Raw genomic sequence first — 26,731 nt, 5'->3', positions numbered from 1 at the left:
TATACTTATATTATTTTATTTTATATAAATAAAATAATATATTATAAACATATATTTACCAAAAACTAATATCTTTATATACTACTATATTAATTATTTTATATTAAAAAACGCATTTACTAAAGTAAATATAAAAATATATATGCGTATATTTCTTTCATATCAATTTTATGATACCATATTTCAGTTTAGAATTTATAAAATATTTAATTTAGATACTATGTTTAAATTACTATTAATAAATGGTCCTAATTTAAATTTATTAGGAATACGAGAACCAAACGTGTATGGATATAGCAGTTTATCTAAAATCGTATCAAATTTAAATAAAACTGCTCGATCTTTAGGGATGATCCTAAATCATTTTCAATCTAATGCAGAACATAAATTAATTGACTGTATACATGATAATTATAAAAACATAGATTTTATAATTATTAATCCAGCTGCTTTTACTCATACTAGTATAGCATTAAGAGATGCATTATTATCTGTAAATATCGCTTTTATTGAAATTCATCTCTCTAATATATATAAAAGAGAAAAATTTAGACAACATTCTTACTTATCTGATATTGCTATTGGAGTTATTTGTGGTTTTGGAGAATCAGGATACCAATTTTCTTTACATATGGCACATCAATATTTATCTAATCGATAATAAAATTAAATATATTAAATGGTAAGTTTATAATCATGGATATTCGTAAAATAAAAAAATTAATAGAATTAGTAGAGTCATCTAATATTTCTACACTAGAAATCACTGAAGGAAAAAAAACAATACGTATCATTCGATCTGAACATAAAATATCTTCAAAACCTGATTTCATTTCTACTACAAAAAAAACAGAGATGTTATCTAACACGATAAACAAAGAAAATTACCATGAATTCTTAAATACAAATGATACATATATAGTACGATCTCCCATGGTAGGTATATTTTATAGAGCATCTACTCCGCATGATAAACCATTCGTACTTACTGGACAATCAGTTGAAATAGGAGATACATTATGTATTATTGAAGCTATGAAAGTAATGAATCAAATTCAATCCGAAAAGTCAGGTATAATACATACTATTTTAGTAGATGATGGGAAACCAGTAGAATTTGAAGAACCCTTATTAATAATAAACATAACATAGGGAACATAATAAAACACATGTTAAATAAAATTGTTATTGCAAATAGAGGAGAAATAGCATTACGTATTTTACGTTCTTGTAAAGAATTGAAAATCAAAACAGTAGCTGTACATTCTACTATAGATAGAGATTTAAAACATGTTCTTTTATCTGATGAAACTGTTTGTATAGGACTGCCTTCTATAACTGATAGTTATTTAAATATTCCTGCTATTATTTCTGCAGCAGAAATAACAGGATCTACAGGAATACATCCTGGCTATGGATTTCTATCAGAAAATGCAGATTTTGCAGAACAAGTTGAGCGTTCTGGATTTATTTTTATAGGTCCTAGTCCGGAAACTATTCGGCTTATGAGCAATAAAATTTCTGCTATTTCTATTATGAAAAAAGTAGGAGTTAAATCTGTTCCAGGACAAAACTATAAAATAAATGAAAAAATAAATCAAATCTCTTGTATTGATGTCAATAATATAAACATTGATTATCCGGTTATTATTAAATCAGCATATGGAGCCGGAGGATTAGGAATGTGTATTGTTAAAAAAAAATCAGATTTACAAAATGCAATAAAAATGGTAAAGATGGAATCTAAAAAAATATTTAATAACGACTCTATTTATATAGAAAAATATTTAGAGAATCCAAGACATATAGAAATACAAATTTTATCTGATGGAAAAGGAAATGCTGTTTATTTAACAGAACGAGATTGTTCTATACAAAGGAGGCATCAAAAAATAATTGAAGAAACTCCTGCATCAAATATTTCTCCAGAAATGAGAATATTCATAGGAGAACGATGTGTACAGGTGTGTCGAGAAATTGGATATAGAGGTGTAGGTACATTTGAATTCCTATACGAAAATGGTAATTTTTATTTTATTGAAATGAACACACGTATTCAAGTAGAACACCCCATTACTGAAATGATTACTGGTATTGATTTAGTTCAGAATCAGTTAACAATTGCTTCTGGATATCCATTAAGTATTAAACAAAATGAAATCAATACTATAGGACATTCCATAGAATGTCGTATTAATGCAGAAGATCCTTATACTTATATTCCTAGTTCGGGACGAATCACTCGATTTCATCCTCCTGGTGGATTAGGAGTACGTTGGGAATCACATATTTATTCTGGATACTTAGTTCCATCTCATTATGATTCAATGATAGGAAAATTGATTTCTTTTGGAAAAACACGAGAAATTGCTATAATTCGTATGAAAAATGCTTTATTAGAACTAATTATCGAAGGCATCAAAACTAATATTGAATTACATCTAAAAATTATAACCGATGCATCTTTTATAAGAGGTGAAGATATTAATATTCATTACTTAGAAAAAAAAATTAATACCCATAATCAAGAATCTTAAAAGTTATTTCATAGCTGTGCCTTATATTAAAAAAAATTAAACATAACATAAATCATAAAATAAAATATATTAACTTTTTATTCATAACATAATTATTATTGAATTCTATAATAAAATCATCATTTACTTGTCTTAATAAAATTAAGTATATCTATTAAAAATTTTGGAAAACTTATACAAAATTTTTTCTATGATTTTTTATAATATTTGGTAAATATTCTAAACTTTCAACTACATAATCTGTAATTAATGATAATTCTTCTGTTATTTTATTATTATTTTTGCTTCTAATTAACACTTTTGTCCCTACCTGTGCTAATGTTCCTGCTAACATATCATATTTTGAATCTCCTATCATATAAGATTGACTCATATTAATATGAAAATATCTTTCTGCACTTATTAACATGCCTGGATTAGGTTTTCGACAAAAACAAGATCGTTTAAATTTTTTAATTTTTCCTTGTATATGATGAGGACAATAATAAACTGCGTTAATATGTACAGAATATAATTTTAAATAATGAACCATCCATTCAGTTAAATACAAAAACTGTTTTTCAGTAAAAAAACCTCGAGCAATTCCAGATTGATTAGTAACTATAATTAAAATAAAACCCATATCTTGTAGTTCTAATAATGTTTTTATCACATTATTAATAAAAAAAAATTATTAATTTTATAAACATAATTGTTATTAATATTCATAGTTCCATCTCGATCCAAAAATACAGCATTTTTAATGTACATAATTACTATCACTTCTGTAAGTAAAATGATTGAATATTAATTTTAAATATATTATCAAATAAGATAATAACACAAATTAAAATAAAATATTATAATGCTATTTTAAAGTATCTATAATAAAATAGTTACATAAAAATAAATATTAACATTATTCTATTAATAGAATATCTATTTTATATAGGTTACAATTAATGCGAGCTACTCAATATTTATTAACTACTCTTAAAGAAAAACCTAAAAGCTGCGAAACAATTAGTCATCAATTAATGTTAAGATCTGGAATGATTCGTCAAATATCATCTGGATTATATACATGGCTTCCTATTGGATTGCGTGTATTAAGAAAAGTAGAAAATATTGTTCGAGATGCAATGAACAATATTGGTTTTATTGAAATATTAATGCCTATGACTCAGCCAGCAAAACTATGGAAGCAAAGTGGACGTTGGGTAGAATATGGACCAGAATTATTGCGTTTTAAAAACCGCACCAATCAAGAATTTATACTAGGACCAACTCATGAAGAAATTATTTCTGATCTTATCTGCAAGGAAATTACATCTTACAAACAATTTCCTATAAAAGTATACCAAATACATACTAAATATAGAGACGAAATTCGTCCAAGTTTTGGCGCTATACGAGCTAAAGAATTTATTATGAAAGATGCTTATTCTTTCCATATTAATCATCAATCCTTACAAGATACATATGACAAAATATATCATCAATATCATACTATTTTTAACCGTATTGGATTAAATTTTCATGTTAACCAAGCTGATCCTGGAAATACAGGAGGTACATTATCACATGAATTTCAATCGTATTTTTCTAATCATAATAATAAAAAGAATCATATTTCTATAATATCATATCATAATCAATCAAATAATTTATTAAAATATAATAATATATTTAATAGAATACAATTAACAACAAAACTTCCTAATAAAATAATAAAATCAGTAGAAATGTCACTACAACATAATGTTATATCATCAATTTTAAAATTTCCAAACCAATTTCAATTACCTATTAATAAAACTATAAAAATAATTATTGTTAAATCTAATAAAAAATATAGAAATAATTTATATAATTTCTTAGGATTAGTAATCCGATCTGATCATCAATTAGATAGTTTAAAACTTTCGATGATTCCAGAAATTCTTTTTCCAATATCTATTTTAAACACACAAGAAATTGAAAAAATTATCAAAGTAAAACCAATTTTGTTAAATTTTATCAATTTATCTATACCTTTAATTATCGATTATAATGTAGCAACTATGAATGATTTTATTATTGAATCTAATATTGAAGGAAAATATTTTTTCGGAGTAAATTGGAATCGAGATTTACCCTTGCCTAAAGTAGCAGATTTATATAAATTGCAATATAACAATTATATTAAAAATGAAAAAGATGAATCATGTATTCAAAATAAAATAGAAATAGGGCATATTTTTCAATTAGGAAATAAATATTCTCGAAGTATACATAATTGTATTCAAAAACATAAAAAATATAATATTAACATCACAATGGGCTGTTATGGAATAGGAATTACCCGTATTATTCCAGCAATTATTGAGCAAAGCTATGATCAATATGGGATCATTTGGCCTGATGCAATTGCTCCTTTTAAATTAGCTATTATACCAATTAATATGTATCGTTCCGTAAATGTAAAAAATACTACTGAAAAATTATATACTCAATTTTTATCTATAATAGGGCCTGATGTATTTATGTATGACCGTAAAGAAAATCCTGGAGTTATGTTTGCTGATATAGATTTAATTGGAATACCTCATGTTCTTGTTATTAGTGATCATAATTTGGAAAATAAAGAAATAGAATATAAACATCGAAAAACTAGAACAACGATAAAAATTAAACTTAATATGGTAATACAATTTTTAACAAAAAAATTAATACATAATTGATATATCTACATATATAGATATATATTAATTAATTTAAATAGTATTACTATCCGCTATACATTTTATTTTAAAATACTATAAGTAATACCTTTAAAAAAATTATATCTTAAATCATCTTGTATCCAAATTACTTGTTGTACGATAATTGTGTCGTTATTCTTTTTCATCTTACTTCCAAATTTTTCTATGCTTCCATCCTGTGTAATAAATATACCTATTGCTGATATTAAGATATCATCATAGAATAATAATGGTATTCGACTACGCAACCATGGGGGTATGTTGTATTCTTGCCAAATTTTTTTTAACAATCTTCCTCGATTTCTGTTAACAATATACAATAATCCAGAAATATTACCGAATCTAATAAATACTTTTTCATTAATTTTTGGAGCACGTATAAAACAATTTGTTAAAACTTTAGTATTTTTTTTAAAATTATTCAATAAGAAAGTAGATAATATATCTACACTATTATTTATATTCATTTTTTTTTGATAAAAATATAAATTTTTTGTATAAAATTGATGAAATACTAATAATCCTAAATTACAAGGTAACATCATAATTCTATTTGATGGATTCCAAGTTAATTTGGGTATATTTATAGAAAATTTCATATCAACAGGTAAAATATATAGTTTTTTCCTAAAACGACTACATATATGTTTTTTCCCTAAATGTAATATAGGTTTAGCATCTGATTTACTTAATGCAACTTCAGTCCAAATACAATTTAATAACCGATAAGATGGCATATTTAGGTAAAAATTACTTAACCAATAACGTAATAATGCTTGTCTTTTCGCATGACTGTATTTTAATAAAGGAAAAAAAAATAATGCACCATCTACATCGATTAATTTATTTAAAGATTCTAATAATAATTCATGTAATAAATTTTCTTGATCTCTACATAATTGAGCAGTGCGTGTTACTACTTTACTTAAAGAAGGCCATCTTTTTTTCAATAGTGGTATAATTTTTATACGTAAAAAATTACGATCAAAACGAGTATTTATATTTGTATCGTCATTAACCCATATCAATTTTCTTCTATAAGCATATTCTTCTAATTGTATTCGAGAACATCCTAATAAAGGACGCAACAACTTATATTCATAATTATTATTTTTGTTTTTTAAATAAATATCTTTTCCTATGCCAGACAATCCAGAAGGACCACTGCCTCTTTTTAAGGCCAATAATACAGTTTCTAACTGATCATCCATATGATGAGCAGTTAATAATATCTCTCTTGTATTTACATTTAAATAATTGCATAATGCTTGATAACGGAATTTTCGTGCTAATGATTCAACATTACTTAATCTATTTTTATGCAAATCACAACATTGAATATAAAGCACATCAAAAGGTATTCCACGAATTTTACATTGATAAGCACAATGACTAGCCCAATCATTAGCTTTATCGCTTAATCCATGATGTACATACACAGCTCGTAGAAATAATGGAAATTTTATTGATCTCATCCATATCTGAACATTTTTTGACAAAGTTGTTAATATATCTAAAAGTACTGTAGAATCTAATCCTCCACTATAAGATAACAATAAATGGTGATATTTAAAAATACAACAAGCCACTTGATCATATAAATACTTGTCTTTTAATGAAAGATTAAGTGTTGAAATCAAGGTATCAATATTTCTTAACATTTTTATAAAAAATTATTACATAATTTATCATGACGCTATATTTCATGAATTTCTTAATTAATATCAATAAAATAAAAAATTATGTTAATAATATCCAAAATTCATCAATTTTTGATATCTCTTACTCAAAAGTTTTTTCCATTTTAAAGAATCTAATTCAATTAAATCTAATAATAATTGTTTTTTCACAGACAAAGATATAGTTAATATATCTCGATGAGCTCCTCCTAGTGGCTCAGAAATAACATTATCGATAAGTTTTAATTTTTTTAATTTATAAGAAGTAATGCCCATTGCTTCTGCAGCAATAGGAGCTTTTTTAGAATTTTTCCATAAAATAGATGCACAACCTTCTGGAGAAATTACAGAATATATACTATATTCTAACATATTAATTTTATCTCCTATGCCAATAGCTAAAGCTCCTCCTGATCCTCCTTCTCCAATAACAGTACAAATGATAGGTATTTTTAATGTACCCATGATGCACAAATTTTTAGCAATTGCTGTTGATTGTCCTCGTTTTTCAGCTCCTATTCCAGGATAAGCTCCTGGTGTATCTATAAAAGTGATTAACGGCATATTAAATCTTTCTGCCAATTTCATTAACCGTAACGCTTTTCGATATCCTTCTGGAGCAGGCATTCCAAAATTACGCTTAATTTTATCTTGAATATTCCGACCTTTCTGATGTCCGATAATCATAACTGGTCTAGATTCCAATCTTGCTATTCCTCCCACAATAGCTTTATCGTCTCCATATATTCGATCTCCAGATAACTCATCAAAATCATCAAAAATATATTCTATATAATCTAAAGTATGTGGTCGATATGGATGTCGAGCTAATTGTGTAATTTGCCACGAATTTAAATTAGAAAAAATTTTTTGTATTGTTTCTGCATGATTTTTCTTAAGATTATTTATTTCTTTATAAATACTGTCTGGTAATTTTTCATCTTGATACACTAATTTATTTAAAGAGTTAATTTTAGATTCTATATCCAAAATTGGTTTCTCAAAATCAAGAAAATTTAAATCCATAATACCCCTATTACTTCAATTAATGCAATTCTAATTTAACTTGATCATATCCAACCAAGTTACGTAAAGTAATTAATAATTGATCAGTTAAAATGATGTTCCATTTTTGATGACAATGTAACGTAATTTGTATTCCATTAATTTGATATAAAAAATATACAGGTATATTACCAGATTGATTTTTTTTTAAAAAATTATAAATATCATGTAATAGTTTTTCACTACAATGTTCCCGATCCAATATAATAGACAAATTACGAACATAGCGTTTACGAAGATCATTAATATCCTGTACTTCTAATACAATTAATTTACAAACATCACGAATAACATCATAATTAAAAATACCATTAACACAAATCAAATGATTTTCTTTTAAACAATATTGATATCTTTTAAGTAATTTTGAAAATACAATTATTTCTATATAATTATATTGATCTTCTAGTACACCAAATAATGTATAATTACCTTTTTTACTTAGTTTTATACGAATAGATACAAGTAATCCAAAAACATAAACCATTTTTTCATTTTTTTTTAATAAAACATCTTTTATTTCATTTATATTAGGAACATATTGTTTAATTTCATTAACATAATGATTAACAGGATGATTAGTTAAATATAATCCTAAAGTTTCTTTTTCTTTTTCTAATAAAGTTTGGTTATTCCATTTTGTATCTACAGTACAATTTATATTTAACATATTATATTTAGTGACATGAGTGTTTGTATATTTTTCAAACATGTCTGTTTGTTTGCTATTTTTTCTTTTAATATATTGAGTTGCATTATTTATTGTTTCCTTTAATATAAACATTAATTTAGATCGATGTATCCCAAATGAATCAAATGATCCAGAAAAAATTAATTTTTCGATCATACGAAAATTTATTTTTAAATTATCAGTTCGAACACAAAAATCAAATAATCCCTTAAATTTTCCATTTCGATCACGAGACTCGACAATTAAATCTATTGTAGCCTTTCCTATTCCTTTAATTGCTCCAATTCCATAAACAATTTCTTTTTTCTTATTTACGTAAAAATAATACTGACTATTATTAATATCTGGAGGTAAAATTTTTAACCCCATTCTTCTACATTCATTTAATAAAATGATTATTTTATCTAAATTATCCATATCAGCGCTTAATGTAGATGCCATGAATTCAGCAGAATAATGAGTTTTTAACCATAATGTTTGGTATGATATTAATGCGTAAGCAGCAGAATGAGATTTATTAAAACCATAACCTGCAAATTTTTCCATAAGACTAAAAATTTTTTTAGATAATATTTCATTTATACCATTACGAACTGCACCATTAATAAAAATTGAACGTTGTTTTATCATATCTTCAGGTTTCTTTTTACCAATAGCCCGCCTTAGTATATCTGCTTTTCCAAGAGTATATCCAGACAAAATTTGAGCAATTTGCATTACTTGTTCTTGATATAAAATAATTCCATAAGTTGATTCTAATATAGGACGCAAAGATTTATGTTCCCATCGAGAATCAGGATAATAGATAGCTTCATACCCATGTTTTCGATTAATAAAATTATCTACCATGCCTGATTGCAAAGGGCCTGGTCGAAATAACGCGATTAATGCTATTAAATCTTCAAAACAATCTGGTTTTAATCGTTTAATTAATACTTTTATCCCGCGAGATTCTAACTGAAATATACCAGTAGTTTCTGATGTTTGTAATAAATGAAAACTTTTCTGATCATTTAATGGTATTGTATTAATATCAATAATATCTAATTTAGATTGAAGTCTGAGATTATTAATCATCTTTAAAGATCGATCAATTATCGTTAAAGTACGTAGTCCAAGGAAATCAAATTTTATCAACCCAATCTGCTCTATATCATTTTTATCAAATTGAGTCATAGGATGAGTATGATCATTATCATAATATAAAGGAGAAAAATCAGTAATTTTATTAGGAGCTATTACTACTCCTCCTGCATGCTTACTAATATTTCTAATAATACCTTCTAATTGAGAAGATAAATCGACTAATTTTTTTACTTCTAAATTATTATTATACATTAGTTTCAACTGAGTAACTGTAGAACAGGCTTGGTTTAATGTTATACCTATTTTAGTGGGAATTAATTTAGCTATATTATTAACAAAAACATAAGGATAGCCTAATGCCCTGCCTACATCTCGGATAACTGCTTTAGCCGCCATGGTGCCAAATGTAATAATTTGTGCTACAGCATATGTACCATAAGTTTGTACAACATGATCAATAACTAAATCCCGATGTTCCATACAAAAATCAATATCTAAATCTGGCATAGATATACGTTCTGGATTTAAAAAACGTTCAAATAACAAATCAAACTTTATGGGATCAAGTTCAGTGATTTTTAATACATAAGCTACTAATGAACTAGCCCCAGAACCCCTACCAGGACCCACTGGAATTTTATTGCTCTTAGCCCACTGAATAAACTCCATGACAATTAAAAAATATCCAGGAAACCCCATTTGATTAATTACATTTAATTCATGAGTTAATCTTATATCATATGATTTTCTATTAATATTACGATCTTTAACATTAGGAAATAAATTTAATAAACGATTTTCTAATCCTTTTTTAGCACATTTAATAAAAAAATCTTTAGTAGACATAGAACCTGTAGGAAATTTTGGTAAAAAAGATCCGTGTAAATTAATTACACAATTACATCTTTGAGCAATTTCTACAGTATTTATTAAAGATTCTGGTATATCTTTAAATAAAATGCACATATCCTGTGCACTTTTCATGAATTGTTGTGAACTATATTTACTCAATTTTTGAATTTTATTCACAATCACCCCTTTGGAAATAGCAACTCGAATCTCATGTGCTGAAAAATCGGCTTTATCGATAAATCGTACATCATTAGTAGCTACTACTGGCAATCCTTTAATTTTTGATAATTCTATCGCCAATTGCAAATACAATTCTTCATGTATCCGATCAGTCCGAATTAGTTCAATATAATATCTATTAGGAAAATATTTATTATAAAAAGATAAACGTTCATTTATTTGATTCTTTTTATCTTTTAATAAAAATTTTCCAATATCTCCATTACGACCTCCAGAAAGTAAAATTAAACCTTCATTATATTTTTTTAACCAAGACATTTGAATTATAGGAATAACATCAGTATTAGATTTATGCTTATACGCTTTTGAAATTAATTGAATTAAATTTTGATAACCTTGATTATTAATAACTAAACATGTTAGTTGATTAAAATTAATACTATTTAATGATGTATCTTGGATAAAAAAATCAGACCCAATAATTGGTTTTACACCTAATTTATAGGAATAATTATAAAATTTAATAAGACCAAATAAATTAGTAAAATCAGTAAGTGCTAATGCAGGCATGTTTAAAGAGACAGCTTTTTCAACCAACTCATTTATTTTAGCAATACCATCAATCATAGAATAATCACTATGTGTATGTAAATGAATAAATGCAGGATACATTATAAATAATGCTCAAAATATATTAATTGTTCAATATCAATAAACATGTTTACAAACACTCTCAATCTAAGATTATTAAAGATAAATATTATTTTTAATCATATATTTGATAGGAGAAAATGATTTTCGATGATGTATTATCGGTCCGTAAGAATATAATTGTTTTAAATGAAATTTTGTAGGATATCCTTTATTTTGATTAAAGCCATATTTTGGATATTGCATATTTAATATCTTCATATCTTGATCCCGTGTAACTTTTGCTATAATAGATGCAGCGCTAATTACTGGTATATAAAGATCACCTTTTACGAAACACTGACAAAATATATTTTTAAAATATGGTGTTTTATTTCCATCTACAAGAATTAAATCAGGAATAATGGATAAATTAAAAACTGCACGTTTCATTGCTAATAATCTGGCTTGTAAAATATTTAAATCATCAATTTCTGAAACAGAAACTACACCTATACTCCAATTTAATGCGTGTTTCTTAATTTCTGTATATAACTGAAATCTTTTTTTACTATTTATCATTTTAGAATCGGTTAAACCAATAATATTAATTTTTCTTTGATCAAATGGAGGGAATATTACTGCTGCTGCCACAACCGAACCTACTAGAGATCCACATCCTGCTTCATCTACTCCAGCAATTAACATGGATTTGTTAATTTTAATAATTGATAGTTTTGTATTGCACATTATTTAATATATATACCATTAAATTTTTATAAATTTTAAAATTTCATGAGTTGCTTTTTCATCTGCATTTAATTTAATAGATTGATGTATCTGATAAAAAATTTTTTTTAATTTTAAACGCTGTATTTTATTATAATTTAATAAAGTTAATAAAGCCATAGATAAATTTTCAGGACTACATTCTTTTTGAATAAATTCTGGTACTATTTTTTTCCCAGCTATTAAATTTGGTAAAGATATCCAAGGTATTTTTATTAAATTTTTAACACACATAAAAGTTACAGGATTCATGCGATAAGCTACTACCATAGGACATTTTGCTAACATACACTCTAATGTCGCTGTTCCAGATGTTACTAAAGCTACATCAGCTGCAATCATTATTTCCCATGCCTTTTGAGTATTTAGAATTTTTATTTGCATTGAAATAGATGAAGATAATTTAATAAACCGATCAATTAATTTTTGATCATGTAATGGTACTAATATTTCAAGATTAGATACATGATTGTTTAATAATTTAACACATGATAAAAAATTTTTAGTTAACATTTGAATTTCTTTCATTCTGCTTCCAGGTAACATTGCTAAATAAAGTTTATTACCAGAAACAGAAATACCTAATTTTTGGCGAATTTTTTTTTTATTAGGATTTAATGGGATTAAATCAGCTAAAGTATGTCCAACAAATTGACACGGTACATTAAAATAATTATAAATTGACTTTTCGAAAGGAAAAAGTAATAAAACACTATGAGTAGCTTTTTTTAAATAAAAAATACGATTGATCCTCCATGCCCATATTGAAGGACTTACGTAATGGATCGTATAAATGCCTTTCTTTTTTAAACTATACTCTAAAGAAATATTAAAATCTGGAAAATCAATACCAATAAAAATATCTAAATTTAATTTTATAAATCGACTAATTAAATCCCTTCTAATATTTATTAATTTAGGTAGTTTAAAAATTATATCAGTGATACCCATTACTGATAACTCTTCAGTCATATACCAACATTCCATGTTTTCTGAACGCATACGTACACCACCTATACCAAAAAAATATACATTTTTTAAATGTCTTTTTAATGATTTTATTAAACCAACTCCCAAAATATCTCCAGAATTTTCTCCCGCTACCATACCAATTAAAATAGAACGATGATTAATCATAAAATTAACGAATAATTCCTCGTTGAGATCTAGTTAAAAAACTAATAAATTTATTAATAATAGGATATTCTACGGACAACAATTTCAAAGCTGTTTTTGCTTCTTCAATAGTTTTATTACTACGATAAAGAATTTTATAAGCATTTCTAATTGCATGAATAGAAGATCGACTAAATCCTTTTCGTTTTAATCCTTCAATATTTAAACCAAAAGGAGTCGCATGATTTCCTTGAGCTATTATAAATGGAGGAATATCTTGTACTACTCCGGAACACCCTCCAATCATAACGTATGCACCAATTAAACAAAACTGATGAATAGCGGTCATACCTCCTATAATAACGTGATCATCCACTGTGACATGACCTCCTAATGTAACATTATTAGCCATTATGCAATTATTGCCAATTATACAATCATGAGCAATATGAACATTAATCATAAATAAATTACCATTCCCTATTGTAGTAACTCCACCTCCTTGTATAGTACCTCGATGAATAGTAACGTTTTCTCTAATTTGATTAAAATTCCCAATCTCTATTTTAGTAGGTTCTCTTGAATATTTCAAATCTTGATTGATTTCTCCTAAAGAAGCAAATTGATAAACTTGATTATCTTCTCCGATTTGAGTAATACCATCAACCACAATATGCGATTTCAATATAGTTCGAGCTCCTATTTCAACATGATTGCCAATAAAACAAAACGGCCCAACGTATACATTATTATAAATTTTTGCTCCTTTTTCTATTATAGATGATGGATGGACAATAGCAGATGAATTAATCATTAACTTAAATTTCCTTACGACGAGCACACATCATTGATGCTTCACATGCCATTTTCTCGTTTACTGTTGCTACTCCTTTAAACCGAGCAATTCCACATCTTTCTTTAATGAATTCAACATTCAATATCATCTGATCCCCAGGTTGAACTGGTTTTTTAAAACGAGCTTCATCTATAGCCGCAAAATAATATAATTCTCCAGGTTTTAATTTTCCTGTGCTTTTAAATGCTAAAATTCCCGTAGCTTGAGCCATAGCTTCTAAAATTAAAACTCCTGGGAAAATAGGTTTTCCTGGAAAATGACCTTGAAAAAAAGGCTCATTAAATGAAACATTTTTCAATGCTTTTAAAAATTTTCCTTTTTTAAAATGAATTACTCGATCTATTAATAAAAATGGAAAACGATGTGGTAAAAGCTTTAAGATCTCTTCTATAGATAATACGCTGCTAGTATTAGTAACCAAAATTTTTATTCCTAATTGAAAATAAAATTTATTAATAGAATTAATCCAACTGAACTAAAAACAGAAAGAAAATAAATTATCCCCATCATTCTATAACAATGAAAATAATTTATTCTCCTTTCTATTTGTTTTATACGTTTATTTATTTTAATAATACCCATAACTAACGTGGTAGTTCTTCTCCAAATAAAGTTAGGTTGAGCAGGGATTCCAGAGGAATATATTCCAGGCTGTAAAATAGATCTCATTACCATGCTCATTCCAGTAATCACTGCATTATCACAAATACTAATATGACCATTAATTACACTTGCTCCTCCAATCATACAGTGATTTCCAATAACCACACTACCAGCAATAATCACTCCTCCTGCTATAGCTGTATATTCACCAATAACAACATTATGAGCAATTTGACATTGATTATCAATAATCACTCCATTTTTAATATGAGTATCATCTAATGCTCCTCGATCAATAGTAGTACATGACCCAATTTCTACATAATTTTCAATTTTAACTCGTCCTATTTGAGGAATTTTTATCCATGTACCATTTCTTTTAATATATCCAAATCCGTCAGATCCAACAATTGATCCAGATTGTATTATACAATACTTTCCAATTTCTACTTTACAATGTACGATAACATTAGGACATAAACAAGTGCCAATACCAATTTTAACATTTTTTCCTATAAAACAGCCAGATCCAACTTTTACCTCATCTTCTAATATAGTTCCAGATTGTATAATAACATTATTTCCAATTTCTATGTTTTTACCTAATATAGTGTGAGTATCTATAATTGCACTACATGAAATATTAGAACGCAATTTATTAGAATGGTGATTATTTAAAATTTTAGCTATCTTAATATAAGTTAAGATAGGATCTCGCACTACCAACGCAGAAATTGAATGGCAAAACTTTAAATTCTCCTCAGATAAAATAACAGCAGATGCAGAACAAAAACTTAATTGATTTCGATAACGTAAATCTTTCAAAAACGTAATGTGTCCTAATTGTGCTTTTGCTATAGATGATACTTGAGTAATATAAACATCTCCATTTCCATGAAGTTTAGCTCCTACCTTTTGAGCTAACTCAAATAACCGTATTTTACTGCAAGACATCCAATATATTACCTATTTAACCAACTTGTTTAATAACAGAATTAGTAATATCTTTAATACCAGAACTAAAATATACTACTGAACTAGTATCAATAACTATATCATAACTTTCCTTTTTAGCTATATTTTTAACTACAGTAAAAATCACATCAAGAATTTTATCTCTTTCTTCTGTTTGTCTAGAATGATTATCCTGTTGAAATACTTTAGCTTTATTAGAAAAAAGTTCTCTTTGAGCGATCAAGGATTTTTCTAATGTATTGCGATCATTTTCTTCCATTGTAGCTCCATCTCTTTGTAATGTTTGCATTTTAATTTGTAAATCATGTTCCATCATCTCTAATTCTGAGGCTCGATCTTTAAATTCATATTCTAATTTTTTAATACTTTCTGCACGTTGAGAAGATTGCTGAAATATATGAGCAATATTAACTACTGCTATTTTATTTGCAGCATTGACATAATTAATTTGAATTAACCAAATAATTATTCCTAATATATACATGTGATTTTTCACTATAAACCTCTCAGTTACATTAATATAATTAAACATTCTGTATTACATTTGTCGTTTTCTTAAAATTAAATTTTAATTAAACTTACCAATTTTTCCCAATAGTAAATTGAAAAAGTTCTTCTATATCCCCTGGGTATTTTTGAATTAATTTTGAATAAGAAAAAACTATAGGACCACCAATTGGAGATAACCATTTTAAAGACAATCCACTAGATATTCGTATATGACCGAAAACACTATAATCTAAAATACCGGCAGATTTAGTATCCTTTGTATTTTCCCAATATGTATCCCATACTGTTCCAGCATCTAAAAACAAAGCAATCCGAGCTGTATTAAAATATTGAGTATTATTTATCCATGATATTGGAGTAATTAATTCATTTTTTATAAATACTACTGCATTTCCTCCCACAGTATCTTGAGAATTTTTTATTGAACGCTTAGAGCAACTTGCATTAAAATTATCACATTGATAATACGCGGCTTTAGGTCCAATACTATTTAATCGAAATCCACGTACAGTACTTATACCTCCTATATAAAAATTATCATAAAAAGGACTTTCCTCTTTTTGTTTGTATAAATTTCCAGAATAACCAGAACATATAGTGCTCATTACTATCCAATTTATATTATTATTTAATGGATAATAATAACTACTATTTATCATTATTTTATAATACTTATTATTAGATCCAGGAAGTGTTAACTTACACGTAAAATTTACACTAGAACCACACTCAGGAAAATATGTATTATTTAAATTATTAAACGATTGTCCCAAAACTATTAATAAATCATTAGTATAAAAATTAATATTATTAATACTAATGTCAGAGAATTTGTTATTAATAATCTCAGGATTTATACCTATAGAATTCAAGTAACGCCATATTGCTACCTGAGGGGCTATTTTATTTAAATGGTTTGATATGTAATTTAATCCTATACTACAAGAATTGTTTGCATCAAATGGATATAAGTAGTCAATATTAATTCCATAACTTTTCATTTTATAATTAGACAAATTTATCTTATCAGAAAAAAAATTATTATAAAATATTTTTCCAGAAATGTTATCTCGTTTAATTTTAAAATATCTTTTTAACATTGATATATCAATATAGCTTTGATAGTAATTTTTAATTGCTGTCACGGATATAGAATTTCCAGTACCTAAAAAATTATCCTGATGAATTCCAGATTGAATATTTAAACCGCTTTCTGTTCCTAATCCAACGCTAATATTTAAATTGCCAGTATTACGTTCTTCAACTCTATAGATTAAATTAATTTGATCAAATATATTAGGTATTGGCTCAATATCTACATCTACTTTTTTAAACCAACCAAGATTTCTTAATTGTTCTTTATCTTTTAATACACAAATGTAATCTATCGGAAATAGTTCTTCTTGTTGAATTTCTCTTCTGATAATCGAATCTTTAGTTAAATTATTTCCTTCACAACGTACTTCTCGAACATAAAAACGGTTTCCTACATTTATATATAAATGTAATTTTACAGTTTTATTTTCTTCATTAAAATCTTGTTCTATTAATATATCAGGTTGAATATATCCATATTTTCCAAGAATATATTTTATATTATACTCTATTTCTTCAATTTTATTATTACTATACGATTCTCCATATGAAACTTGTAAATAATTTTTTATATTTGGAATATGATTCAACACATTTCCATGTAACACTAAAGAATCAAAAAAATATTTAGATCCTTCAAAAATACGTAAATTAACTTCAACTTTATTTTTATCTGTTGTTAAATTTACATGAATATCATTAATATAAAATTTCGCATAGCCATGATTTAAATAAAAAATACGCAATTTTTCCAAACCATAAAAAATTTTTTGTTTTTCATATTGATTATTTTTATATAAAAAATTGTTCTGCCAACTTTTTTGATATAATTGACTTTGTTTAATCAATTTTTTTTGAGAAAAAAATTGATTTCCAAAAATATTAATGTTACTAATTTTAGCAGTTTTTCCCTCAAATAATCTCACTTCTATGTCTATACAATTGTTAGGTAAAATTACGGAATTGATGTTAACTGTAGCATTAAATTTACCAATGCTATGCAGCATATCCTTCAATTCCTTAGTTGCTTCAAAAATAGAATAATTATTTAATGGTTCTCCAGTTTTAATTTTCTTAGCTTCTAAAATACTTTGTATCATTTCTGTTTTAATTGCTTTATTTCCATTAAATATAATCTCATTAATAATAGGGTTTTCTTCTACTATTATTGTAACAATTCCATCATTATCATTAGATATAGAAATTTCTTCAAAATACCCAGTAGAAAATAATATTTTTATAGTATTAGCCATATCATTGTCTTTGATAATATTACCAACTTTAAATGGCAGTTTGTGTAATACAATATCTAAAGAAACGCGATTCAATCCAATAAAACAAATTTTATTTACAGTAAAATTAGCACTATACGTTATATCGCTCATAAATAACAAAAATACTATAATCACTTTTTTCATAATATTATTATCGTACAACTAAATATGTTTATTACGCGCTTACATATTACTAAACAATATCATTATATAAAGCTATTATAGTAACAAATATTAATATCATTACACTAATGATATAACTAATGTTTTGTATCAGTTTAGACAATGGAGCACCTTTTATTTTTTCAACTAATAATAGACATAACTGCCCCCCATCCAATACCGGGAAAGGAAATAAATTAATAATACCCAAATTAATACTAACCACAGCTAAAAACATCAAATAATAACAAAATCCAGAACACATTGATCGTAATGCCTCTTGAGCTATTGCAACTGGACCGTGCAAGTTAGTTATTTTAATTTTTCCCAAAATCAACTGAAACAATGAATTAACTGTAAAAAAAGTTAATTTTTTAGTCTTATTCCAAGCCTGAAAAATCGAATCATATAATCCATACTTTTTAATTTCTAAATGTTGAGCATTTATAATAGAATTGCTTCTTAAAAAGAAATAAGTGTTATCTTTAACAGCGCTAGAATTAATCAAATTTTTATCACCCAATATCGCATATAGATATAATAAATGTTTATTTCTTTCTATAACTACCTGAAATGTTTGTTCTGAATTATTTTTTATAGTTTGGGTAAATAAACCCCAATTATATATTGGTTGTTTATTAATCAATAAGATTTTATCATCAATTTTTAATAAATTTTGTTTATTAACACAATATAACTCCGAATCTGAATCAATTGTAGTCATATATAAAATATCAGGGAAAATACCTAACGTTACTAATGGATCATGAGAATCGTTAATAATAGATTGATCATTCCAATTGACAGGTAAATGCACGGTATATGTTTTAAGGGAGTCATTTTCATTATTTAATTGTACAGTAATGAGAATTTTTTCTTTATTTATGTTATTTAAAATCTCAAAACGTGTAGATTCCCAATCAGAAACTTTAGTATTATTTATATATTTAATTTCTGATTTCACTGGTATTCCAGATTGATCAATAATAGAATGAGGTAAAATATAATTAATTATAGGTTTATAAGTAGATAAACCTATAATATTTACTAATGTAAATAATAATATAGCAAATATAAAATTAAAAACAGGACCTGCAACTACTATAACACTACGTTTCCAAATATGTTTAGAGCAAAACGAATGATTTTCAACAACGATGTTTTCTATGATAGAATCACGAGATTTTTTAATAATTTGATCAGAAGGTGCGTCAAATAATTTTATATAACCTCCTAACGGAATTGCAGAAATGATATACTTAGTGCCATTTGAACATGTCCAATTCCACAAAACTGGACCAAATCCAATAGAAAACAGCTCTACTTTTACTTTAAAAAATCGTGCTGCTAAAAAATGCCCATACTCATGTATTGTAATTAATATGCTTATTGTAATAATAAACGCTATTAAATTCCATAAATAATGCAATAAAATCGCCATACTTATTCCATCTCTTATTTTAAAATAATATTAGTATGTGTTAATAATAAAAAAAAAGTAGTAAAAATAGGAATAGCAGCAAGCAAACTATCTATTCGGTCTAAAAATCCTCCATGACCTGGTATTAAATTACTTACATCTTTCATTCCAGATAATCGTTTAAACATACTTTCAGTTAAATCACCTATTATAGAAAATAAAATAGTACTTATAAAACAAGCTAATATTATATAAAAACTATAATAGTCGGTACTTATTATAATGTATCGACTAAGTATCCAAGCTATTCCTGTTGAAGTTAATATACCCCCAATACATCCTTCCCAAGTTTTTTGTGGAGACACATATGGCAACAATTTATACCTTCCTATCATACGGCCAATAAGATATGCAGTAGAATCATTAATCCAAACTAGTACTAAGACATACAATAACCATAATTTTCCATTTATATTATGATTAAAAAAATTAAATCTATACAATATTAATATTCCTAAAAAAAAAGGCAAAATCATGAATATTCCAAATAAAAAACGCAATACATTAAACTTATCCCAACAAATAGGAAAATAAGGATAAAGTATTACTAAAATTAACATAAAAATCCACCATAACATAATCAAAGTAAAGAAACCAAATAAAATAAACCAAAAATTATTAAGATATGAGTAATTTGATGTGACCAAAGTCATAATAATATATAACAAAATACACATAATCCCCATCCATCCATAATATATTTTCAAAGAAAAATTCATTAAGTTTCCCCATTCCCATGAACTAATTAAACACATAATAAATAATAATAATAAAAATTGTGTCGTAGATGAAAAAAATAATGCAAAAATAATAACAGGAATTAATACAAGAATACTAATTATACGATTATATAACATAGCATATACTCCTTATAGTATATGTTATTTTTTAAAAATACCTTTTACATATTAGAAATTAATTATATAAAAGTACTATCTCCAAAACGTCTCTCTCGCTTCATAAAAGCATGTAATGCGTCTTTAAAAACTACATCATTAAAATCAGGCCATAATATATCTGTAAAAAATAACTCAGCATATGCTATTTGCCATAATAAAAAATTACTAATACGATGTTCACCTCCAGTTCTAATGACTAAATCTACTGGAACCAAATCGTGCATACAAATATATTGGCGTAATAAATTTTCATTGATATGATATGGATTTAAAATTCCTTTCTGTACTTGTATAGCAATCTTCTTTACTCCTTGAATAATATCCCATCTTCCTCCATAATTTACAGCAATATTTAAATTTAAACCATTATTATTAGCAGTTAATTGTTCAGCATTGAATATACTATTTTGTAGTTCCTTATTAAATCGATTAATATCTCCAATAATTTTTAATTTAATATTATATTTATGAAGATTATATATTTCACTGTCTAATGCGTACGCAAATAATTGCATTAAAGAATCTATTTCTGAGTTAGGACGTTTCCAATTTTCACTACTAAAAGCATATAATGTGAGCGCATCAAAATGATAATGAATAGAAAAACGAACAGCCCGACGAGCAGCATAAAACCCTGCTTGATGACCAATAATACGTAATCTTCCTCTAATTCTAGCCCATCGACCATTACCATCCATTATGATAGCAACATGTCTCGGTAATAAATTATAGGAAAGATATCGTAAACTATTTTTATATTGATGTGAAATACACATTTATGTATTTTACAAATTAAATATGTTAACTATATAAATATATATAATTAAAAATAATTATTTTGCCATATAATATTAAATTCCTTTATAATAAAAAAATCAATAATAGTTCTTTTATATCTTTCACAGTAACTCAAAAAATTCAATTTATATTAAAATTTAGTATAACAAAATACACTTCGTATCAAAAAATATTACATATCATGCATTATATATTGTATCGTTGTTTTTTTTGCTAATTGATTAATATTTAAAATATCATCTATATTTTTAGGTGTATCTAAATTTAATGTATTTAATATATGATCAATAATCTTCGGTATATCAGTAAAAGAAATCATTTTACATAAAAACGATTCTACAGCTACCTCATTTGCTGCATTTAAAATAATTATTGAAGATTGACTATTATTACTTATACTTGCATCTATTGCTAATTTTAGACAAGGATAATTTGAACTATCTAATTCATTACAATATAATTTATTATAAAAACATGTATTATGATCATAATGAATTTTTTTTGAAGATATATTATCTAAAGCAATTCTATTAGGGTAAGCCATAGCATACGCAATCGGAATTTTCATATCAGGAAAAGATAAATGAGCTAAAATACTGCCATCAATATAATGAACCATAGAATGAATAACAGATTGAGGATGTAGCAAAATTTTTATTTCATTAGGATTAGCATTGAATAGATACCGAGCTTCTATATATTCTAGTCCTTTATTCATCATAGTTGCAGAATCTACTGAAATTTTTCGACCCATAACCCAATTTGGGTGAACACAAGCCTGTTCTGGAGTTATCGTAGACAATTGTGCCATAGGCATTCCTAAAAATGCACCTCCAGAAGCTGTTAAAATAATACGATAAATACCATATTCGGATAAAGAAGATAACCGACCTAAATTTTTTTGACAAATTTCCGGTAAATTCTGGAAAACTGCATTATGCTCGCTATCTATAGGTAAAATTTTAGCATTACATTTATGCACTTCTTCCATAAATAATTTACCACCGACAACTAATGTTTCTTTATTTGCCAATAAAATTTTTTTTCCGGCTTTTACAGCAGAAAAAGTAGGCTGTAATCCTGCTATTCCTACTATAGCAGACATCACCATATCTATATCGTCAAGCGCTGCTAACGCACACGCATTTTTAATCCCAGATAATACTTTAATATGATTTTTCCCAAATCTAAGTAAATTACTTTTTAATTGTTTTGCTGCATCTTCACATATCATACATGCATATTCAGGAGATAGCATTAAACACTGTTTTGTCATGATAGTAACATTATTTTTAGCTACTAAAGCTCGAGCAGAAAATTTATCTGTATGATTTTGAATCACAGAAATGGTTTTTTGACCAATAGATCCAGTACTACCCAAAATTGTTAAATATTTCATATATATTAATAAAATCTATTAATTAATTTAAATAAATACAACATTGTTATATAAACAATTATTTTGTCTATAGAAATAAAAAATCCATATTTAAAATTTCATTAACTCTAATTCTTTTTCTTTTAAAATTAAATTAATTTCTTTGATCCAAAAATTAGTTAATTCCTGTACTTCATTATGAAAAAAACGCTCATTATCTTCATTAATTTCTTTATTTTTAAGAAAAATTTTTATATTATCATTAGCAACACGACGTATATTTCTAATAGATATTTTACTTTTTTCTGCTTCAATTCGCAGCATTTTTATTAAAGTTCGACGCCTTTCTTCAGTTAACGCAGGTAATGTTATTCGGATAGTATTACCATGAGAAATAGGTGTACATCCTAAATTTGAGGTTAAAATAGCTTTTTCTATTGTTTTAATCATATTAACATCAAAAACATTAATAGCTAATGTTCTAGATTGTTCTACTACAGCATTTGTCAATTGAGACAAAGGTACAACTGATCCATAATATTCAATTGTAATAAAATTTAGCATATTTGGAGAAATACGACCTACATGAATTTTATTTATATTTATTTTGAAGTTATCAATGCATCTTTTCATTTGAATTTTTAAATCCTCCTGAATTTTAAAAATTTTACTCATCATGTTATACCCCTCTAATATATGATAATCAAAATAAATAAATTATTTAAAAACATTAAATAACAATACATAAGACGTATGTATTGTTATTTAGTAATTAAAGTTCCCTCTTTATATCCCATTAGTATTCTTTTTAAAGCACCTATTTTATTTATATTAAATACATGTATCGGAAGATTATGATCCCTAGCTAAAGTAAATGCTGTTAAATCCATAATTTTCAACTCACGCTTCAACACATCTTTGTAACTCAATTGCTTATATAGTATGGCATCATTAGGATATTGATCAGGATCATCAGAAAACACGCCATCAACTTTAGTAGCTTTAAGTATTGCATCTGCTCCAATTTCAATTCCTCGTAAACAAGCAGCAGAATCAGTTGTAAAAAATGGATTTCCAGTACCTGCTCCAAAAATTACTACTCTATTACTAGATAATAAATCAATCGCTTTCATCCAATTATAATGATCACATACTCCTTGCAATGGAATAGCCGACATCAATTGAGAATCTACATACACACCATTCAAAGCATTATGTATAGCTAATCCATTTATGATAGTAGACAACATTCCAATATGATCACTAATAACTTTATTTATACCAGATTTAACTAAATTAATACCCCTAAAAAAATTTCCACCACCTATCACAATTCCTATTTGAACTCCTATATTTATTAATTCTTTAATTTCTGAAGCCATACGATTTAATATAATGAAGTCTATTCCAAATTTTTTAGTTCCTTGCAAAGCTTCTCCACTTATTTTAATCATAATACGTCGATATACTGGACTCATATGACTGATCATTAAATATATTCCTTGTAAAAAATACTAGAAGTATAATAATTAATTAAAAATTAACTATTATATCCTATTTCCAATCGGATGAAATTTTTAATTTTAATGTAATTCTCATCCAATATACTTTCAACTGTTTTATTAGTATCCATAATAAAATTTTGTTTCGTTAATACAATTTCACTTATAAATTTATTTACACGTCCTGTAGCAATTTTTTCTAAAATTTTCTGTGATTTAACAGATTCTGATTCTCTTGCTAAATCCATTTGAATATGATGCTCTTTAAGTATAATCTTTTCAGGAACATCATTAACATAAATATATTTAGGATTACTAGCCGCAATATGCATAGCAATGTATTTTGCAAAAAGTTTATTTATTCTTTTTTCAAATACAATATCTACTATGACACCAATTTTTGAATTATGTACATAAGCACTTAAAAAATTCCCTGTTAATACAACAAATTTGTTAATTTTAACATTTTCTCCAACACTATTCATTAAAATGGAATGTTGATCTTTAAATCTAGTTCGTAAAAAATTAATATTTGTTATTGATTCATCTAATGCAGTATTAATAATAGTATTAACAAATTCTTGAAACAAATTATTTCGAGCCACAAAATCAGTTTCACAATTTACCTCAACCATTAATCCTGTTTTATTATTAGATGCAATTTTTACTGCAATTAATCCTGATACAGTTAATCGATTTGATTTAATAACATCAGTTTTTAATCCAGATTTTCTTAAATTATCAATAGCTAATTCAATATTTCCATTTGATTTAATTAATGCGTGCTTACATTTCATAATACTAACATTAGTACGTCTACGTAATTCTTTGATAAGATCATTATTTATAATGTTCATGTTGTTTCCTTGAGTTATATTGCTGAATATATAATATATGCAATATACTTATAATTAATATATAATTTTAAACTAATTCCTTATTAAGATTATCTGGATATATAACATTAGATATGATATTTAGATATAAATTAATAGCTCGAGTAGCATCATCATTTCCTGGAATAATAAAATCTACTCTATCTGGATTAGAATTAGTATCAACTATAGAAAAAACTGGAATTTTCAGGCTATTTGCTTCTTTTATAGCAATATGCTCGTGGATTGCTCCTATTGTAAAAATTGCATCTGGTAACCCTCCCATATTCTTAATTCCTCCTAAACTATTTTCTAAACTACTTAATTCATGATTTAGAATTGAAGCTTCTTTTTTAGTTAATTTTTTAAAAGTACCATCTTGAGATTGATTTTCTAAATCTTTTAATCGTTTTATCGATTGACGTACAGTTTTCCAATTAGTTAACATACCTCCAAGCCAACGATGATTTACAAAAAATTGCCCACAAATCAATGCAGTACTTTTTATCGATTCTCGAGCTGCGCGTTTAGTTCCTATGAATAAAATTTTACCTTTTGATGCTGCAATTTTTTTTAACTCAATTAAAGCGTTATTAAACATTATTATAGTTTTATCTAAATCAATAATATGTACTTTATTTTGTACTCCAAAAATAAAAGGTTTCATTTTTGGATTCCAATAACGAGTCTGATGACCAAAATGTACCCCTGCCTGTAGCATTTCATATATGGAAAGTTTTTCTATCATAGATTTACCCTATTTAATTTAATTAAAATATTTATTAAATGAATTACTATATTTTCATTTTTAAATAAATAAAAATACACTATACTACGTTATAACTTGTTATGACTATATCGTATTTTAAATTTTATAAAATTATCAACTTTAAAAATAAAATTTTTAATATATAGACAATATACATTGATTTTATTAGAATCAATGTATATTATTAAACTACATAAAATGTATTAG

Annotated in this window: 22 protein-coding genes and 1 pseudogene; 4 read left to right on the top strand and 19 right to left on the bottom strand. The window is 25.9% G+C overall.

What is annotated here, in order from left to right; translation table 11 throughout:
* Positions 1-220: 220 nt before the first annotated feature.
* The 3 genes from aroQ to accC are packed head-to-tail and all read left to right on the top strand — an operon-like array spanning position 221 to position 2,537.
* The gene (gene aroQ / locus Bpudo544_RS01480) at positions 221-661 is read left to right on the top strand and encodes a type II 3-dehydroquinate dehydratase (RefSeq protein WP_500825573.1); all 441 of its coding nucleotides are present in this window, start codon (positions 221-223) and stop codon (positions 659-661) included.
* A gap of 35 nt (positions 662-696) precedes the next feature.
* Positions 697-1,152, top strand: coding sequence for an acetyl-CoA carboxylase biotin carboxyl carrier protein (gene accB / locus Bpudo544_RS01475; RefSeq protein ID WP_500825572.1), 456 nt, complete (start codon positions 697-699; stop codon positions 1,150-1,152).
* A 17-nt stretch (positions 1,153-1,169) separates the two neighbouring features.
* On the top strand, positions 1,170-2,537 hold the full coding sequence (gene accC / locus Bpudo544_RS01470) for an acetyl-CoA carboxylase biotin carboxylase subunit (RefSeq protein WP_500825571.1): 1,368 nt from the start codon (positions 1,170-1,172) through the stop codon (positions 2,535-2,537).
* Positions 2,538-2,709: 172 nt separating this feature from the next.
* Here accC and gmhB read toward each other — a convergent pair.
* A pseudogene (gene gmhB / locus Bpudo544_RS01465) lies at positions 2,710-3,287 on the bottom strand (D-glycero-beta-D-manno-heptose 1,7-bisphosphate 7-phosphatase).
* 191 nt (positions 3,288-3,478) lie between these two features.
* On the opposite strand from gmhB, the gene Bpudo544_RS01460 reads away from it, so the two are divergent.
* A complete protein-coding gene (locus Bpudo544_RS01460) occupies positions 3,479-5,239 on the top strand; it encodes a proline--tRNA ligase (protein ID WP_500825570.1) in 1,761 nt (586 codons plus the stop codon).
* Between the two features lie 62 nt (positions 5,240-5,301).
* Here Bpudo544_RS01460 and tilS read toward each other — a convergent pair whose 3' ends face one another.
* The 18 genes from tilS to rpsB all read right to left on the bottom strand — a co-directional run bounded on the left by tilS (position 5,302) and on the right by rpsB (position 26,503).
* Positions 5,302-6,921: a tRNA lysidine(34) synthetase TilS gene (tilS, locus tag Bpudo544_RS01455; RefSeq protein WP_500825569.1), complete on the bottom strand. Its 1,620-nt coding sequence runs from the start codon at positions 6,919-6,921 to the stop codon at positions 5,302-5,304.
* Between the two features lie 84 nt (positions 6,922-7,005).
* The gene (gene accA / locus Bpudo544_RS01450) at positions 7,006-7,965 is read right to left on the bottom strand and encodes an acetyl-CoA carboxylase carboxyl transferase subunit alpha (protein ID WP_500825568.1); all 960 of its coding nucleotides are present in this window, start codon (positions 7,963-7,965) and stop codon (positions 7,006-7,008) included.
* Between the two features lie 19 nt (positions 7,966-7,984).
* A complete protein-coding gene (gene dnaE, locus Bpudo544_RS01445; protein WP_500825631.1) occupies positions 7,985-11,488 on the bottom strand; it encodes a DNA polymerase III subunit alpha in 3,504 nt (1,167 codons plus the stop codon).
* Positions 11,489-11,560: 72 nt separating this feature from the next.
* Positions 11,561-12,193, bottom strand: coding sequence for a ribonuclease HII (gene rnhB, locus Bpudo544_RS01440; RefSeq protein ID WP_500825567.1), 633 nt, complete (start codon positions 12,191-12,193; stop codon positions 11,561-11,563).
* An 18-nt stretch (positions 12,194-12,211) separates the two neighbouring features.
* Entirely contained in the window at positions 12,212-13,369 is a 1,158-nt protein-coding gene (gene lpxB, locus Bpudo544_RS01435; protein ID WP_500825566.1) for a lipid-A-disaccharide synthase, read from the bottom strand.
* Positions 13,370-13,373: 4 nt separating this feature from the next.
* Positions 13,374-14,162 carry an acyl-ACP--UDP-N-acetylglucosamine O-acyltransferase gene (lpxA, locus tag Bpudo544_RS01430; protein WP_500825565.1) on the bottom strand — a complete coding sequence of 263 codons (789 nt, stop codon included), beginning with the start codon at positions 14,160-14,162 and terminating at the stop codon, positions 13,374-13,376.
* A 4-nt stretch (positions 14,163-14,166) separates the two neighbouring features.
* Positions 14,167-14,625, bottom strand: a complete 459-nt coding sequence (gene fabZ / locus Bpudo544_RS01425) for a 3-hydroxyacyl-ACP dehydratase FabZ (RefSeq protein ID WP_500825564.1) — start codon at positions 14,623-14,625, stop codon at positions 14,167-14,169.
* Between the two features lie 11 nt (positions 14,626-14,636).
* Positions 14,637-15,761 (bottom strand): UDP-3-O-(3-hydroxymyristoyl)glucosamine N-acyltransferase, encoded by a 1,125-nt coding sequence (gene lpxD / locus Bpudo544_RS01420; RefSeq protein WP_500825563.1) that lies wholly within the window; start codon positions 15,759-15,761, stop codon positions 14,637-14,639.
* Positions 15,762-15,777: 16 nt separating this feature from the next.
* Entirely contained in the window at positions 15,778-16,278 is a 501-nt protein-coding gene (locus tag Bpudo544_RS01415; RefSeq protein ID WP_500825629.1) for an OmpH family outer membrane protein, read from the bottom strand.
* 82 nt (positions 16,279-16,360) lie between these two features.
* Positions 16,361-18,772: an outer membrane protein assembly factor BamA gene (gene bamA, locus Bpudo544_RS01410; RefSeq protein ID WP_500825562.1), complete on the bottom strand. Its 2,412-nt coding sequence runs from the start codon at positions 18,770-18,772 to the stop codon at positions 16,361-16,363.
* A gap of 82 nt (positions 18,773-18,854) precedes the next feature.
* A complete protein-coding gene (gene rseP, locus Bpudo544_RS01405) occupies positions 18,855-20,264 on the bottom strand; it encodes an RIP metalloprotease RseP (protein ID WP_500825561.1) in 1,410 nt (469 codons plus the stop codon).
* Between the two features lie 14 nt (positions 20,265-20,278).
* A complete protein-coding gene (locus Bpudo544_RS01400; RefSeq protein ID WP_500825560.1) occupies positions 20,279-21,160 on the bottom strand; it encodes a phosphatidate cytidylyltransferase in 882 nt (293 codons plus the stop codon).
* 62 nt (positions 21,161-21,222) lie between these two features.
* On the bottom strand, positions 21,223-21,978 hold the full coding sequence (uppS, locus tag Bpudo544_RS01395; protein WP_500825559.1) for a polyprenyl diphosphate synthase: 756 nt from the start codon (positions 21,976-21,978) through the stop codon (positions 21,223-21,225).
* A 194-nt stretch (positions 21,979-22,172) separates the two neighbouring features.
* Positions 22,173-23,399 (bottom strand): 1-deoxy-D-xylulose-5-phosphate reductoisomerase, encoded by a 1,227-nt coding sequence (gene ispC, locus Bpudo544_RS01390; protein WP_500825558.1) that lies wholly within the window; start codon positions 23,397-23,399, stop codon positions 22,173-22,175.
* Between the two features lie 90 nt (positions 23,400-23,489).
* Positions 23,490-24,056, bottom strand: coding sequence for a ribosome recycling factor (gene frr / locus Bpudo544_RS01385; RefSeq protein WP_500825557.1), 567 nt, complete (start codon positions 24,054-24,056; stop codon positions 23,490-23,492).
* Between the two features lie 83 nt (positions 24,057-24,139).
* The gene (gene pyrH / locus Bpudo544_RS01380) at positions 24,140-24,868 is read right to left on the bottom strand and encodes a UMP kinase (protein ID WP_500825556.1); all 729 of its coding nucleotides are present in this window, start codon (positions 24,866-24,868) and stop codon (positions 24,140-24,142) included.
* Positions 24,869-24,918: 50 nt separating this feature from the next.
* On the bottom strand, positions 24,919-25,737 hold the full coding sequence (gene tsf, locus Bpudo544_RS01375) for a translation elongation factor Ts (RefSeq protein WP_500825555.1): 819 nt from the start codon (positions 25,735-25,737) through the stop codon (positions 24,919-24,921).
* Positions 25,738-25,804: 67 nt separating this feature from the next.
* Positions 25,805-26,503, bottom strand: coding sequence for a 30S ribosomal protein S2 (gene rpsB / locus Bpudo544_RS01370; RefSeq protein WP_500825554.1), 699 nt, complete (start codon positions 26,501-26,503; stop codon positions 25,805-25,807).
* Between the last annotated feature and the right edge of the window lie 228 nt (positions 26,504-26,731).

This window comes from Blochmannia endosymbiont of Camponotus pudorosus (assembly GCF_059934925.1).
Note: the sequence above shows the minus strand (reverse complement) of the source record. Positions and strands in the feature narration are given on the sequence as shown.

Bases quoted from the DNA above. Each gene is read 5' to 3' on its own strand.
- rnhB (WP_500825567.1), bottom strand. From the start codon at position 12,193: ATGTGCAATACAAAACTATCAATTATTAAAATTAACAAATCCATGTTA.
- frr (WP_500825557.1), bottom strand. From the start codon at position 24,056: ATGATGAGTAAAATTTTTAAAATTCAGGAGGATTTAAAAATTCAAATG.
- accC (WP_500825571.1), top strand. From the start codon at position 1,170: ATGTTAAATAAAATTGTTATTGCAAATAGAGGAGAAATAGCATTACGT.
- bamA (WP_500825562.1), bottom strand. From the start codon at position 18,772: ATGAGCGATATAACGTATAGTGCTAATTTTACTGTAAATAAAATTTGT.
- accB (WP_500825572.1), top strand. From the start codon at position 697: ATGGATATTCGTAAAATAAAAAAATTAATAGAATTAGTAGAGTCATCT.
- lpxD (WP_500825563.1), bottom strand. From the start codon at position 15,761: ATGTCTTGCAGTAAAATACGGTTATTTGAGTTAGCTCAAAAGGTAGGA.
- Bpudo544_RS01460 (WP_500825570.1), top strand. From the start codon at position 3,479: ATGCGAGCTACTCAATATTTATTAACTACTCTTAAAGAAAAACCTAAA.
- lpxB (WP_500825566.1), bottom strand. From the start codon at position 13,369: ATGATTAATCATCGTTCTATTTTAATTGGTATGGTAGCGGGAGAAAAT.
- aroQ (WP_500825573.1), top strand. From the start codon at position 221: ATGTTTAAATTACTATTAATAAATGGTCCTAATTTAAATTTATTAGGA.
- tilS (WP_500825569.1), bottom strand. From the start codon at position 6,921: ATGTTAAGAAATATTGATACCTTGATTTCAACACTTAATCTTTCATTA.
- uppS (WP_500825559.1), bottom strand. From the start codon at position 21,978: ATGTGTATTTCACATCAATATAAAAATAGTTTACGATATCTTTCCTAT.
- ispC (WP_500825558.1), bottom strand. From the start codon at position 23,399: ATGAAATATTTAACAATTTTGGGTAGTACTGGATCTATTGGTCAAAAA.
- rpsB (WP_500825554.1), bottom strand. From the start codon at position 26,503: ATGATAGAAAAACTTTCCATATATGAAATGCTACAGGCAGGGGTACAT.
- tsf (WP_500825555.1), bottom strand. From the start codon at position 25,737: ATGAACATTATAAATAATGATCTTATCAAAGAATTACGTAGACGTACT.
- lpxA (WP_500825565.1), bottom strand. From the start codon at position 14,162: ATGATTAATTCATCTGCTATTGTCCATCCATCATCTATAATAGAAAAA.
- rseP (WP_500825561.1), bottom strand. From the start codon at position 20,264: ATGGCGATTTTATTGCATTATTTATGGAATTTAATAGCGTTTATTATT.
- Bpudo544_RS01400 (WP_500825560.1), bottom strand. From the start codon at position 21,160: ATGTTATATAATCGTATAATTAGTATTCTTGTATTAATTCCTGTTATT.
- pyrH (WP_500825556.1), bottom strand. From the start codon at position 24,868: ATGATCAGTCATATGAGTCCAGTATATCGACGTATTATGATTAAAATA.
- accA (WP_500825568.1), bottom strand. From the start codon at position 7,965: ATGGATTTAAATTTTCTTGATTTTGAGAAACCAATTTTGGATATAGAA.